The following is a 14,076-nucleotide window of genomic DNA, read 5'->3' as shown; positions in this document are numbered from 1 at the left end:
GGTGACAATACTCCCGCCCTATCCTCCCCCTCCGTCAGCGCTGCGCGCTGCCACCTCCCCCTTGCGGGGGAGGACTATCGCATATGGTTGTGGCGATGAGGTTCGATCGGTTTCCTCGTCAATTTCGTCACCCCGGACTCGTTCCGGGGTCCACCGGGCCGCGGGGGAACGGTGTCGAATCACGCCTTTCTCCTCGCTGCACCGTGGACCCCGGAACAAGTCCGGGGTGACGGTATAAGCTTGGAAGACGACCGGCTCGCCCGAGCGGCCACATCCGATAGCCCTGCCCGTGCGGGGGACGACCTACGCGACCTCCAGAACCTCCCGCACCCAGTCCGGCACCAGCACCCCCGCCGGCCCCAGCCGCGTCTCGGCGAAGAACCCGCTCCCCGCCGACCGCTCCAGATTGAGCTCCAGCGTCTCCGCACCATAAGCGTCGGCGAGCTGCACGAACCCCGCCGCCGGATACACCGCCCCCGACGTGCCGATCGACACGAACAGATCGGCCCGCGCCAGCGCCGCCTCGATCCGCTCCATCTGATAGGGCATCTCGCCGAAGAAGACGATGTCGGGGCGCAGCGCCGCCGCCCCGCACGCATCGCACCGTGTTCCCGGCGGCAGCGCATCATGCCACCCCCGCCGCACGCCGCAATGCGCGCACAAGGCCGAGATCAGTTCGCCATGCATGTGCAGCAACCGCCGCGCCCCGGCGCGCTCGTGCAGGTCGTCGACATTCTGCGTCACGATCAGCAGATCGCCCGGCCAGGCCGCATCCAGCGCGGCGAGCGCACGATGCGCGGCATTGGGCTCGACCCCGGCGAGCGCCGCCCGCCGCAGATCGTAGAAGCGATGCACCAGCACCGGATCGGCGGCGAGCGCTTCGGGCGTGCACACATCCTCGACGCGATGCCCCTCCCACAGCCCGCCCGGCCCGCGGAAGGTGGCGATCCCCGATTCGGCGGACACGCCCGCCCCGGTCAGCACGACGATGTTGCGGATGTCGCTCATTCCGTTCCAGATAGGCGCATCGCCCGATCCTGCAACGCGCCCGGCAGCAGAGGCGGTCATGTCCGACAGGTGTGCGGTAAAAGGTAGCGTTAACAACAGCTTGCGCGATAAGCTGTCCTACAGCCCGGCCTTGTGCCAAAAGGCCGGCATGACCCTCGCCCCCTCCGCTATGCGTGACCTTCGTGAAGTTAGGAGCCGCGCATGACCGCGATCGGCATCTATGGCAGCAGCGGCCGCATGGGCCGCGCGATCACCGAGCAGATCGATGCGGCGGGCGCGACGCTTGCCGGCGGCGTCGATGCCGGCGGCGATCCGGCGGTGCTCGCGCGCGTGTCGGACGTGCTGGTCGACTTCTCGACCGCCTCGGCGATCGAAGCGCATCTTGCCGCGGCGCGCGCCGCGCGCACGCCGCTGGTCATCGGCACCACCGGGCTCAGCCAGGCGCAGCATGCCGCGATCGACGCCGCCGCGACCGAGATCGCGGTGCTCCAGACCGGCAACACCTCGCTCGGCGTCACCTTGCTGGCGCAAATGGTCCGCGACGCGGCGGCACGGCTCGGCACCGACTGGGATATCGAGATCGTCGAGAGCCATCATCGTCACAAGGTCGACGCGCCCTCGGGCACGGCGATCCTGCTCGGCGAGGCGGCGGCGGCGGGGCGGGGGACGACGCTGTCCGAACTGCGCGTCGATGGCCGCGCCGGCCTCACCGGCGCGCGCACCGAGGGGACGATCGGCCTGTCGAGCCTGCGCGGCGGCTCGATCATCGGCGATCATACCGTGCTGTTCGCCAGCGAGGGCGAGCGGATCGAGCTGTCGCACCTCGCGCAGGATCGTTCGATCTTCGCCAAGGGTGCGGTGCGCGCGGCGCTGTGGCTCGCCGGCCGGCCCGCCGGCCGCTACCGTATGGGCGACGTGCTCGGCCTGTGAAGAAGGCGGACGTCTTCGAATTCTACCGCCGGCTGGCGGAGGCGAACCCGCATCCCGAGACCGAGCTCGAATCGGGCAATGCCTATCAATTGCTCGTCGCGGTGGTGCTGTCGGCGCAGGCGACCGACGCCGGCGTCAACAAGGCGACGCGCGCCTTGTTCGCCGAGGTGAAGACCCCCGAACAGATGGTCGCGCTCGGCCTCGACGAACTCAAGCGGCACATCCGCACGATCGGCCTGTTCAACACCAAGGCGAAGAACGTCATCGCGCTGTCGGAGGCGCTGGTTGCCGACCATGACAGCGCGGTGCCGAACGATCGCAACGCGCTGGAACGCCTGCCCGGCGTCGGCCGCAAGACCGCCAATGTGGTGATGAACGTCGCCTTCGGTGCCGAGACCTTCGCGGTCGACACGCATATCTTCCGCGTCGGCAACCGCACCGGCCTCGCCCGCGGCAAGACGCCGCTCGCGGTCGAGCTGAAGCTGGACAAGGCGACGCCGCAGCCGTTCCGGCTGCACGCGCATCACTGGCTGATCCTGCACGGCCGCTACGTCTGCAAGGCGCGGCGGCCCGAATGCTGGCGCTGCATCGTCGCCGACCTGTGCGCGTTCAAGCCGAAGACGCCGCCGCCCAAGGCGCTCGCTGCCGCATAAAGCCTCTGGCGCCGCCGCCGCGGCTTTGCTAGGCGCCGTCTTCAGGCACCCGTAGCTCAGCTGGATAGAGCGCTGCCCTCCGAAGGCAGAGGCCACTGGTTCGAATCCAGTCGGGTGCACCATCACCGATCAGCGTTGTTTTCCCCGCTCGGTTCGCGAGTCGGGATCTCCCGAACGCAGTTGGCCATCGTTGGGCCGATGCATCCTCGCCCTGTTGCGATCCATGACGCAGCCGCCCTCCGGGCCGCGCGCGGTCAGGAATGCGGTTTGAGCCGTCACGATCGCTCTCTATCATGGATCCGGAGCCAAACGGGGCGAGGGCGGCGTGGCGATCGACTTGAGGACGGTGGAACAGCTTGCCGCCGACCTGGCCTCGCTCAAGGCTGCGGCGGGTCTCGCGAAGCCCGCGCGATGGTCCGGCATCGGCGCGAGTCACGACGCGGCGCTGATCTGGGGCGAGTGTGCCGGGTCCGGGGCCAACCCCTATCGGGTGATGGCCGACCTGCGCGACCTGGCGAGCAAATGCACCTGCCCCTCGCGCAAATTCCCGTGCAAACACGCTCTTGCATTGTTCTGGCTGCATGCAGAAGCGCTTCTTGCCTTCCCCGCTGCCGAGACGCCGGCGTGGGTGACCGAATGGCTGGGGCGTCGACGTTCGACCGCGGCGCCAAGGCCCGCGATGCCGGTGGCGGACAAGAACCTGCACGCTGCCCGGATCGCCGAGCCCGAAGCGGTTCCCGACGCCAGGACCGCGGCGCGACGCGCGGCGGCCGGGGCTCGGCGTGCGGAAGAGACCGGGCGGGCGATCCGCGACGCGTTGGACGCGCTCGAGCAATGGGTGAGCGACCAGCTTCGCCTCGGCCTTGCCGGTTTCGTCGACGACGTGACGGTGCGCTGTCGCCGCATCGGCGCGCGACTGGTCGACGGCAAGGCAGCCGCATTGGCAGGCCATGTGGACGACTTGCCCGCTCGATTGCTCGCGCTGCCGGCCGGCGACCGGGTGCGCGGCGCGGTGGTGGAACTGGCGCGGCTGGTGCTGCTCGCACGGGCCTTTCGCGCCGATCCCCGCGACCCGGAGCTGCGGCGCGCCGTCGCGTCGGCCGAGAGCCGCGAGACCCTGCTCGCCGATCCGGCCGTGCTGCGGGTCACCGCCGCCTGGGACGTGCTTGCGGAGCGGGTCCGTACCCGCCGCGACGGGCTGATCTCGCAGGCGACGTGGCTGCTCAACCTGACCGAAGGTCCCCGTTTTGCGATGCTGCTCGATTTCTTTCCGGCCAGCGCCGGACGGCGCGCGACGGTGTTCACCCCGGGCGAACAGTTCGTCGGCGAACTGCTGTTCTTTCCCGCGCGCGTCCCGCTGCGCGCCATGCTGATCCAGCGCGAGGCGGCGCTGGTCGATGGTCCGCCGCTCGACTGGCCGCCGGCGGATATGCCGCTGCAGGCAGCATTGGCCGCGCCGCTGCTCGCCGAGCCATGGGCCGCGGAGCGACCGATCCTGCTTCCGCCGGGACGGATCGGCTACGATCGTGCCGGCACGTCATGGTGGCTACCGCGCGAAGGCACCGCGCGGCTGCCGCTGGCGGGCGGTGCGGAAGGGTTGATCGCCGGCACCGAGCTGACGCGCAGCGCGGCCCTCTGGTCGGGCAGCCGGCTGGAGATGCTCGCGGCGCGGACGCCTTGGGGGCGTATCGGCCATGGCTGAAACCCTGCTCGACGCACTCGGCCCGGTGCTGACGCGCTGGACCATCGGTGGCGGCGCGATACCGGCCGCCCCCGCCGCCTGGCGCGATGCGCTGGGGGATGACATCGGAGAAGCCGAATTGCGGCTGCTGGCGTTGTCAGGGCAATTGCTCGGAGCGCTGACGGTCGCCGAGCCCGCGGGCGAGGTGCGGCCACGCGGCGACATCCCGTCCCTTGCCCGGCCGCCGCTTCCGGAGCCGTTGCGGCCACGTGTGCGGCGCCTGCTCCAGGCGCTGCGCGAGCCGTCGTTGCGCCGCCACCTGCTCGTCTTTCTCGACGGTCGGGGCTGGACGCTTCATCCGGGCGATTGGATGCCCGGACCGGGCGAGGACGTGCCCGAGGTCTATGCGCCATGGCAGGATTGGGCCGACGCCTCGCAACCGCGATCGGACAGGCCGGAGGTTCTTGATGCCGGGAGCTGGGACAGCTTCGGTCCGGCCATGCGTCATGCCGCTTTCGCTGCGTTGCGCCGGCAGGATCCCGCCCGCGCGGCCGGGCTGCTCGCGGAGAAGATCGGCGGCGAGGCTCCCGGCCATCGCCTACGGTTCGTCGAGGCGATGGCGACGGGTCTGTCCGACGCCGACCGACCATTGCTCGAACGCCTGACCGGCGACCGTGCGCCGCGCGTGAAGGCAGTGGCGGCCGCGCTGCTGGCGCGGCTGGGTCATGGCGATGCCGCCGATGCGGATGCGACCGAAATAGCAGAGTTTTTCTCCCTTCAAACGTGGGGCCTGTTGCGCCGTACCCGCGCGATCGTACCGCGGGCCTTGAAAATCGCGGCGCAACGGGATCGCCGCGCGGCGCTTTTTCAGACGGTGTCCTTCGATGCCTTCGCGCGGGCGCTCGGCCTGTCCCCGACCGATCTCGCCGGGGCTTGGCCGTGGGGGAGCGACGTGCACGTGGATTTGCTGTGCGCGGCCATGGCGGCACGCTCGGCGACCGATGCGATCATCGCCGCGATCATGGCGGCGCTGACGGCGGCAGCCGCGATCGATCTGACCATTTTGATGCAGCTTCTGCCGCGCTTGACCGCGGCGCAATGTCGGCAGATCGCGATCTATCTGCTTCGCGCGAAGGGGGCCGGCTTTGCGATGGCACTGATCGTCGCGGGCGGCGCTGGCGGGATCGACGAGGCGATCGCCACTCCCGCGGGCGAGGCGCTGCTCGCCGCCTTCGGATCGGACGATGCCGCGCACGCCGATCAGGCGATCGAACTCCAGGCATTGGGCCTGCTCGCCTCGCGCGCAGCGGCGGCGCAGGCGCTCGAACGACTGGCGGCGACGGGGCTGATCGCCTCCGATCCGCGGCTCGACATGCTGCGGCTCAATGCCGCGCTCGAAGACAGGAGACCAACCGAATGAGCGAGATGCTGCGCCTGCCCGCCGAGGCGATCTATGCCGGTGAACTCGCCGCGCTGGCCGCCGGTGATGCCGATCGGCGCCCGACCGGCTGGGCGCTCTCGCCGAAGGTGGTGGTCACCTATCTGATGGGCGGTACCGCCGCCGACGGCACACCGGTCACACCCAAATACGTCGGTGACCGGCGGCTGATCGAGACGGCCGTGGCGACGCTCGCCACCGATCGTGCGCTGCTGCTGCTTGGGGTGCCGGGCACGGCCAAATCCTGGGTGTCCGAGCATCTCGCCGCCGCGGTCGCGGGCGATTCGACGATGGTGATCCAGTGCACGGCCGGGACCGACGAAAACCAGGTCCGCTACGGCTGGAATTATGCGCAGCTGCTCGCGCACGGGCCAAGTCGCGAGGCGTTGGTGGCCACTCCGATGATGCGCGCCATGGAGGCGGGCAAGCTCTGCCGGCTGGAGGAATTGACCCGCATGGGATCCGACGTGCAGGACACGTTGATCACCGTGCTCTCCGAGAAGATGATGCCGATCCCGGAGCTGAACAGCGCGGTATATGCCCGTCGCGGGTTCAACATCATCGCCACGGCCAACAACCGCGACAAGGGCGTCAACGAACTCAGCTCGGCGCTCAAGCGGCGGTTCAACGTGGTGGTGTTGCCGTTGCCCGACAGTGCCGAGGAGGAAGTGGCGATCATCGTCAAGCGGGTCGGCGAGATGGCGCAGAGCCTCGACCTGCCGGCGCCCAGGAATGTCGCCGAGGAAGTGGCGCGGGTGGTCGCGATCTTCCGCGAATTGCGAGCCGGGTCGACCGAGGACGGCAAGGTCGCGCTCAAGTCGCCCTCGGGCGGGTTGTCCACCGCCGAGGCGATCGGCGTGATGGTCGGCGGGATCAGCCAGGCGACCTTCTTCAACGACGGTCGGCTCACGCCCGGGACGTTGGCCGCCACCATGATCGGCGCGGTGGTGAAGGATCCCGTGCAGGACAAAGCGGTGCTCGGCGAATATCTCGAGACCGTGCTCAAGAAACGCCGGGGGTTCGAAGACTATTATGCCTCGCTGTCCGAGCTGATCTGACGCAATGGTGGCGGCAGTCTCGCTGTTCGGCATCCGCCATCACGGTCCCGGTTCGGCGCGGCGGCTGGTGGAGGCGCTCGACGCGCTCCAGCCCGGCACCGTGTTGATCGAGGGCCCCGCCGATGCATCGCATCTGCTGCCGATGCTCGCCGACCCGGCGATGGTGACGCCCGTCGCGTTGCTGACCTATGCCGAGGACGATCCCGCCGACGCCCGCTTCTTTCCCTTCGCCGACTATTCGCCCGAATATCAGGCGGCGCGCTGGGCGGTCGCGCATGACGCCGCGCTCCGCTTCATCGACCTGCCGGCCAGCGACCGGCCGGGCGGTTCGGAAGGCGGTGCAGAGACGGATGCAGCCGAGGCCGAGGCCAACGCCGATCCGGTCGGCCGCGATCCGATCGGCCAGCTCGCAGCGGCTGCCGGCTATGCCGACGGCGAATCCTGGTGGGCCGATGTCATCGAGGAAAATCCCGGCTCGACGCCGGTCTTCGCCGCGGTAGCCGATGCGATGACCGCGCTCCGCGGCGAGGCCGGAACCCTCTCCGCCTATGAGGCCGCGCGCGAAGCCCATATGCGTCTCGAGATCGCCCGGGCCGCCAGGGAAAGCGACCTCCCGATCGCGGTTGTGTGTGGCGCCTGGCACGTCCCCGCATTGGCGGCCAAGACCAACCTCACCGCCGATCGCGCATTGCTGAAGGCGCGATCCAGGACGAAGGCGAGGGCGACATGGGCGCCCTGGACCGCGCCTCGTCTTGCCCGGGCGAGCGGCTATGGTGCCGGCGTGGTCGCGCCCGGCTGGTGCGCGCATCTCTGGGAAACGCGTCATGCCGGTCACCGCGACGCGATATGGCTTGCGCGGATCGCACGCGAGTTGCGCGCGCGCGGCCATTCGGTCTCGACCGCCGCGGTGATCGAAGCGCAGCGGCTGGGGCATGCGCTTGCTGCCCTGCGCGATCGCCCGCATCCCGGTTTCGAGGAACTCCGCGAAGCCGCGATCGCCTGTCTGTGCAATGGCGAACATGCGCTCTGGGACGATATCTCCGCCGAATTGCTGATCGGTTCCGCGGTCGGGTCGATCCCCGCAGCCACGCCGCTTGCCCCGCTGATCGAGGATCTGCAGCGTCAGCAAAAGGCCACGCGACTGAAGCCCGAGGCGCTGGAACGCGCCCTGACCCTCGACCTGCGCAGCGACAGCGGGCTGGCGCGTTCCACGTTGCTCCACCGGCTCAACGTGCTCGACGTGCCTTGGGGGCGCCTCGCCGATGCCGGCCGCAGCTGCGGGACGTTCCGCGAAAACTGGATCCTCGCCTGGCAGCCCGAATTTGCCGTGCGACTGATCGAGAATCTCGTCCATGGATCGACGATCGCCGCCGCCGCCGCTGCGCGGCTCGGCGAGGCGATGCAAGCGCAGCCCGATCTCCCCAAACTGGCCACCCTCGTGCGCGATGCGATGGTCGCGGATCTGGCCGGCGCCACCGACGCGGGCATCACGCTCCTCGAACGGCGGGCCGCTTTGACCAGCGACGGTCAGGCGCTGCTCGCGGCGCTGCCGCCGATGGCCGACGTCCTCCGCTATGGCGAGGCAAGATCCGGAACGGCCGAGCATCTCGCCGGACTGATGCCGCGGATCGCGGTGCAGGCGGCGTTCGCCTTTCCCTATGCGGCGCGCAATCTGGATGCCGATGCGGCGGCGACCCTGCGCGATGCAATCGTTGCGGCGGATGGCGCGATCCAGCTGGCGCAGCTTGCATCCGATATCGTCGCCGCCTGGCACGCGTCGTTGCGCCGGTTATGCGACGACGGGCAGGTCACGCGGCTGGTCGCGGGCGTTGCTGCCCGCCTGCTCTACGAAGCGGAGGTGCTCGGCGCCGACGAAGCCGCCGCGCTGCTCGCCCGGATGCTGTCGCCGGCATTGCCTGTCGCCGACGCCGCTGGCTTTTTCGAAGGCTTTCTTGAGGGCGCGGGGCAGCGGCTTCTGCACGATATGGCGTTGCGCGAGGCGGTCGATGGCTGGCTCGTCGGGTTGGACGATAATACGTTCGTGGCCAACCTGCCGCTGTTCCGGCGGGTGTTCGCCGCGCTCGACCGTAACGAGCGCCGCCGGCTGATAGACGTGGTGCTCGGCCGGTCCGGCACGGGCGCGCGCGGCTATCGACTGCTGCCGGGCGCCGCGGCGATATGGCCGGCACATGAGACGCGCGTCATCGCGTTGATGACGGGAGCGTCGCAATGAGCGAGGACGAACGTCGCCGCCGCTGGATGCTGGCTTTGGGTGTCGAGGACGGTGGGGACGGGGCGTCGCCGCTGTCCGAAAGCGATTGCCGCCTGTCCGACGCATTGTCTGCGCTCTATGGTGATGGCGAGGACGGCAGGAAGGGCCGGGGCGGGCTCGGTGGTTCGGCGCCGCGTGTCGCCAAATGGCTCGGCGACATTCGCCAGTTCTTCCCCACGCCGGTTGTTCAGGTGATCCAGAAGGATGCGTTCGAGCGCAAGGGGCTGCGCCAGATGTTGCTCGAACCCGAGTTTTTGGCGACCGTCGAAGCCGATGTCGGGCTCGTCGCCGATCTGGTCGCGCTGCGCGGGGTGATGCCGGACAGGACCAGGGACACCGCACGGGCGGTGATCGCGAAGGTCGTCGCTGAACTCATGACGCTGCTGGAGGCGCGCACGGCGAACGCGATCCGCGGCGCTCTCGACCGCTCGCGCAGGACCAACCGGCCGCGTTTCGCCGATATTGATTGGCCGCGCACGATCCACGCCAATCTCGCAACCTATCAGCCCATGCATCGGACGGTGGTGCCGGAGCGACTGATCGGTTTTGTGCGCCGGCAGCGGCGCATCGTCGATCTGGACGAGGTCATCCTGTGTGTCGACCAGTCGGGCTCGATGGCGACTTCGGTGGTCTACGCCTCGATCTTCGCCGCGGTGATGGCGTCGCTGCCGGTCGTCGCCACGCGGCTCGTCTGCTTCGACACGGCGATCGTCGACCTGACCGAGGAACTGGCGGATCCGGTGGAGGTGCTGTTCGGCGTCCAACTCGGCGGGGGCACCGACATCAACCGTGCCGTCGCATATTGCGAGGATCGCATCGAGCGGCCGGCCAAGGCGCATCTCGTATTAATCACCGATCTGTACGAGGGCGGCGATGCCGATGCGCTGGTCGATCGGCTCGCGCGGCTGACGATATCGGGCGTCAACGTCATCGTGCTCCTCGCACTGACCGACAGTGGCCGCCCGTCCTATGACCCCGCCCTTGCAGCGCAGGTGGCGGCGCTGGGCATTCCCGTGTTCGCCTGTACGCCCGACCAGTTTCCCGAACTGATGGCCGCGGCCCTTCGTCGTGAGGACGTCCATGGCTGGGCAGCCGACCGCGATATCAAGCTGGTGCGTTCGGATGCGTGATGGCCACCGCTTCCAAATGACGCTTCGGCTCGCATTAGGGCGCCGGGGCCGGGCTGTTCCGGCCGCACCGGCCGACGCATTGCCACGCTCGCCGATGCCGGGTAGCGGTCGCGGTTAACGAGGCCGGTGCCGGGAAGATCGGTACGACGGCAGGAGAGGGGCGCAACATGACCTACCAGCATATTCTGGCCGAGTCGCACGGTGACGTCCGCGTCCTCACCCTCAATCGTCCCGACCGCCTCAACGCCGCACCGCCGGCGCTGTTCGACGAATTGCGCGATGCGCTCGGCGATCTCGGCGGCGCGCGCGCTGTGCTGATCGCCGGGGCGGGGCGGGCGTTCTGCTCCGGCGCCGACGTCGCCGGCGGTGCGCTGGGCGGCGACAATCCCGGTGAGGCGACCCATGCGGCGCTCACCGACCATTACAATCCGACGATCGCGGCGCTGTTCGACCTCGCGGTGCCGGTGGTCAGCGCGGTGCGCGGCCCCGCCGCGGGGATCGGGTGCAGCCTCGCGCTCGCTGCGGATTTCTGCGTCGCGAGCGATACCGCCTATTTCCTCCAGGCCTTCGTCAACATCGGCCTCATTCCCGATGGCGGCGCGACCTGGATGCTGCCGCGGCTGATCGGCCGTGCGCGCGCCACCGAGATGATGCTGCTCGGCGAGCGCGTCCCCGCCGCGAAGGCGCTCGACTGGGGAATGATTCACAAGGTCGTCGCCGATGACGCGCTCGACGCCGAGGCGCTGGCGCTGGCGACGCGGCTCGCGGCGGGGCCGACGCGTGCGATCGGGCTGATGCGGCGTGCGCTCGGGCGGGCGCTGGAAAGCGATTATGCCAGCGCGCTCGCTGCCGAGGCGGATGCGCAGCGGCAGGCGCGCGGCTCGGAGGATTCGCATGAGGGCGGCATCGCCTTCCTCGAGAAGCGCAAGCCGGTCTTCACCGGCCGGTAGGGCGCGCGCATGTGTCCGCGCGGACATTCCGGCGACACACATTGCGACACAAAAAGGCTGGACGCCGCAGTGTGTTGGCCACACGATACGGCGATGGCCCGTGTTCCCGTCCTGTTGCTCGTGACCGCCGCGCTGGCCGGCTGTACCGTCGGCCCCGATTATCACCCGCAGAGTGCCGCGGATCTCGGCGTGCCCGATGCCTATTCGGTGCCGGCGCAGCAGACCGCCGAGGACCTTACCCGCTGGTGGTCGAACTTCGACGATCCGGTGCTCGGCCAGCTCGTCGACCAGGCACGGCTCGCCAATACCGATGTCGCGCAAGCGATCGCGCGGCTGCGGCAGGCACGCGAATCGCTGGTGCAGAGCCGCGCCTCGCTGCTGCCGACGCTATCCGGTTCGGCGGGCTATCAGCGTAACGAGAATCTGCGCGGTGGCGGGCGTTCGTTCACTTTGCCCGACGGCACCGTGGTCGACACCGGCGGCGGCGGCACCAACAGCTTCTCCGCCGGCCTGTCGGCGAGCTATCAGCTCGGCCTGTTCGGCGAGGTGCGCCGCACCGTCGAGGCGACGCGCGCGCAATATGAGGCGAGCGGCTTCGACTATGCGACGACGCTGCTCACCGTCGAAAGCGAGGTGGCGACCAATTACGTGCTCGCTCGCGCCTATCAGGCGCAGCTTGCCAATGCCCGAGCCAGCCTCGCCATCCAAGACGACAATCTGGAGATCGCTGGGTTTCGCGTGCAGGCCGGGCTGGTCTCGTCGGTCGACGTCGAGCAGGCGCGCAGCCAGCGCGCGCAGACCGCCGCGACGGTGCCGCAGATCGAGCAGCAATATGCCGCCGCGGTCGCGCGGCTCGGCGTGCTGACCGGGCAGGCACCGGGTGCGCTGCGCAGCGCACTGGCGGCGGCGAGGCCGATCCCGCGCGGCCCGGCGACGGTCGGCGTCGGCATCCCCGCCGATGCGCTGCGTCGTCGGCCCGACGTGCGCGCGGCGGAACGTTCGCTGACGTCGGCAACCGCGCAGATCGGCGTCGCCAAGGCGCAGCTCTATCCGGCGCTGGCGATCAGCGGCAACATCAACACCAATGCGACCGGTATCGGCAGCCTCGGCGATGCGATCACCGGCAGCCTGTTCGCCGGGCTGACGCAGGCGATCTTCAACGGCGGCCGGCTGCGCAGCCAGGTCCGCTCGAACGAGGCGGCGGCCGATGCCGCGCTCGGCGCCTATCGCGGCACGGTGCTGACCGCGCTCGAGGATATCGAGAATGCGATCGTCGCGCTCGATGCCGCGCGCCAGCGCGAGACGCAGTTCCGCATCGCTTATGACGCCGCCAGTGCCTCCGCGATCCTCGCGCGCAGCCAGTATCGCAGCGGCCTCACCGATTTCACGACGCTCAACCAGCAGGAGGCGGCGCTGCTCTCCGCGCAGAACGGCCTGACGTCAGCGCGGTCCGATCAGGCGACCGCGCTGGTCTCGCTCTACAATGCGCTCGGCGGCGGCTGGGACGCGAGCGTCGTCCCGCAGGCGCCCGAGCGCGCATCCCGAACTCCCGTGTCAGAGACCCGCTGATGGCCGAACCGATCGACGACTTTCTCGGCGTGAAGCCGGTGCCGGCATGGCGGCGTTACATCAAATGGGTGTTCGTCGCGATCGGCGTGGTGCTGCTCGCGCTGCTGCTCAAGAGCTGCTTCGGGCCGAAGGCGGAAGCGGGCTATGCGACGCAGGCGGCCGAACGCGGCAACCTCACCGTCACCGTCTCGGCGACGGGCAAGCTTGCGCCGACCAATCAGGTGACGGTCGGGTCGCAGCTTTCCGGGCTGGTCACCAAGGTGGTGGTCGACGTCAACGACCGCGTCAGCGCCGGCCAGCCACTCGCGCTGATCGATCCGCAACAGATCGACGACCAGATCCGCCAGCAGCAGGCGCAGATCGCCGCCAATCAGGCGCAGGTCAATCAGGCGCAGGCGACCGTCGCCGAAAGCCGGGCGCAGCTCGCCCGGCTGGAGGAGGTCTACAAGCTGTCCAACGGCCGGGTGCCGTCGGGGACCGAGCTCCAGACCGGCCGCGCCGATTACCAGCGCAGCGTCGCCGCATTGAAGGTGGCGCAGGCGAACGTCGCCGCGGCGCAGGCGGCACTGGCGCAGAACCAGACACAGCGGGCGCGCGCAATCATCCGTTCGCCTGTCAACGGCGTCGTGCTCGCGCGGCAGATCGATCCGGGCGCGACCGTCGCGGCCTCGTTCAACACGCCGACGCTGTTCGTCATCGCCGAGGACCTCAGCAAGATGAAGCTCGAGGTCGCGATCGACGAGGCCGACGTCGGCGAGGTCAAGGTCGGGCAGAAGGCCAATTTCACCGTCGACGCCTTTCCCGGCCGTACCTTTCCGGCGACGATCACGCGCGTCGATCTCGGTTCGAACCTGACCGTCAGCTCGGCGAGTTCGACCTCGACGACGACCAGCACGACGTCGACGACCGGGCAGGTGGTGAGCTATGCCGCCGATCTCACCGTCGCCAATCCTTCGCTCCAACTGCGTCCGGGGATGACCGCGACCGCCGATATCGTCACGTCGGACAAGCAGAACGTGCTGCTGATTCCCAATGCGGCGCTGCGGTTCAAGCCTGCGGCGGCGGGGGCGGGCGGATCGAGCGGCGGTATCGCCGGCTCGCTGACCTTCCGCCCGCGCCGCGACCGGCCCGAACGGACCGCGACGCTCGGCCGCGGGGCGTCGCAGACGATCTACGTCAAGGATGCCGAGGGCAAGCCGCAGCCCGTGCAGGTGACCACCGGCGACACCAACGGCACGATGACCGAGGTGCTGAGCGGCAATCTCAAGCCGGGTCAGCAGGTCATCACCGGTCAGTTGTCGAGCGGCAACGACGGCGCGGGTGCGGGCAAGCGCAGCGGCGGCGGCCAGCGCCGGCAGGGTGGCGCGGGTGGCCAGTAACGCCCGCC

General features: G+C 69.6%; 11 protein-coding genes and 1 tRNA gene. 11 read left to right on the top strand and 1 reads right to left on the bottom strand.

Annotated elements, in window-relative coordinates; genetic code table 11:
• Window positions 1-303 precede the first annotated feature (303 nt).
• A complete protein-coding gene (locus tag FFS23_RS16455; RefSeq protein ID WP_137899456.1) occupies window positions 304-1,008 on the bottom strand; it encodes an NAD-dependent deacylase in 705 nt (234 codons plus the stop codon).
• 201 nt (window positions 1,009-1,209) lie between these two features.
• On the opposite strand from FFS23_RS16455, the gene dapB reads away from it, so the two are divergent.
• The 11 genes from dapB to FFS23_RS16400 all read left to right on the top strand — a co-directional run bounded on the left by dapB (window position 1,210) and on the right by FFS23_RS16400 (window position 14,068).
• Complete coding sequence (gene dapB, locus FFS23_RS16450) at window positions 1,210-1,938, top strand: 4-hydroxy-tetrahydrodipicolinate reductase (protein WP_137899455.1); 729 nt, start codon at window positions 1,210-1,212, stop codon at window positions 1,936-1,938.
• Window positions 1,935-2,591, top strand: a complete 657-nt coding sequence (gene nth, locus FFS23_RS16445; protein ID WP_137899454.1) for an endonuclease III — start codon at window positions 1,935-1,937, stop codon at window positions 2,589-2,591. The genes dapB and nth overlap by 4 nt, the downstream gene beginning before the upstream one ends.
• Before the next feature lie 45 nt (window positions 2,592-2,636).
• Window positions 2,637-2,713: transfer RNA gene (locus FFS23_RS16440), tRNA-Arg, on the top strand.
• Window positions 2,714-2,916: 203 nt separating this feature from the next.
• A complete protein-coding gene (locus tag FFS23_RS16435; RefSeq protein WP_137899453.1) occupies window positions 2,917-4,293 on the top strand; it encodes an SWIM zinc finger family protein in 1,377 nt (458 codons plus the stop codon).
• On the top strand, window positions 4,286-5,692 hold the full coding sequence (locus tag FFS23_RS16430) for a DUF5691 domain-containing protein (protein ID WP_137899452.1): 1,407 nt from the start codon (window positions 4,286-4,288) through the stop codon (window positions 5,690-5,692). Before FFS23_RS16435 ends, FFS23_RS16430 begins: the two co-directional genes overlap by 8 nt.
• Complete coding sequence (locus FFS23_RS16425; RefSeq protein WP_137899451.1) at window positions 5,689-6,768, top strand: ATP-binding protein; 1,080 nt, start codon at window positions 5,689-5,691, stop codon at window positions 6,766-6,768. The genes FFS23_RS16430 and FFS23_RS16425 overlap by 4 nt, the downstream gene beginning before the upstream one ends.
• 4 nt (window positions 6,769-6,772) lie before the next feature.
• Window positions 6,773-9,001 carry a DUF5682 family protein gene (locus tag FFS23_RS16420; RefSeq protein ID WP_137899450.1) on the top strand — a complete coding sequence of 743 codons (2,229 nt, stop codon included), beginning with the start codon at window positions 6,773-6,775 and terminating at the stop codon, window positions 8,999-9,001.
• Window positions 8,998-10,170, top strand: coding sequence for a VWA domain-containing protein (locus FFS23_RS16415; RefSeq protein ID WP_137899449.1), 1,173 nt, complete (start codon window positions 8,998-9,000; stop codon window positions 10,168-10,170). The genes FFS23_RS16420 and FFS23_RS16415 overlap by 4 nt, the downstream gene beginning before the upstream one ends.
• A gap of 167 nt (window positions 10,171-10,337) precedes the next feature.
• Window positions 10,338-11,120, top strand: coding sequence for an enoyl-CoA hydratase-related protein (locus tag FFS23_RS16410; protein WP_137899448.1), 783 nt, complete (start codon window positions 10,338-10,340; stop codon window positions 11,118-11,120).
• A 93-nt stretch (window positions 11,121-11,213) separates the two neighbouring features.
• Entirely contained in the window at window positions 11,214-12,689 is a 1,476-nt protein-coding gene (locus FFS23_RS16405) for an efflux transporter outer membrane subunit (RefSeq protein ID WP_137899447.1), read from the top strand.
• The gene (locus tag FFS23_RS16400) at window positions 12,689-14,068 is read left to right on the top strand and encodes an efflux RND transporter periplasmic adaptor subunit (RefSeq protein ID WP_137899446.1); all 1,380 of its coding nucleotides are present in this window, start codon (window positions 12,689-12,691) and stop codon (window positions 14,066-14,068) included. Before FFS23_RS16405 ends, FFS23_RS16400 begins: the two co-directional genes overlap by 1 nt.
• The last annotated feature ends 8 nt before the right edge of the window (window positions 14,069-14,076 follow it).

The sequence above is a fragment of the Sphingomonas sp. 2SG genome, from assembly GCF_005503285.1.
Taxonomy (GTDB): Bacteria; Pseudomonadota; Alphaproteobacteria; order Sphingomonadales; family Sphingomonadaceae; genus Sphingomonas; species Sphingomonas taxi.
Note: the sequence above shows the minus strand (reverse complement) of the source record. Positions and strands in the feature narration are given on the sequence as shown.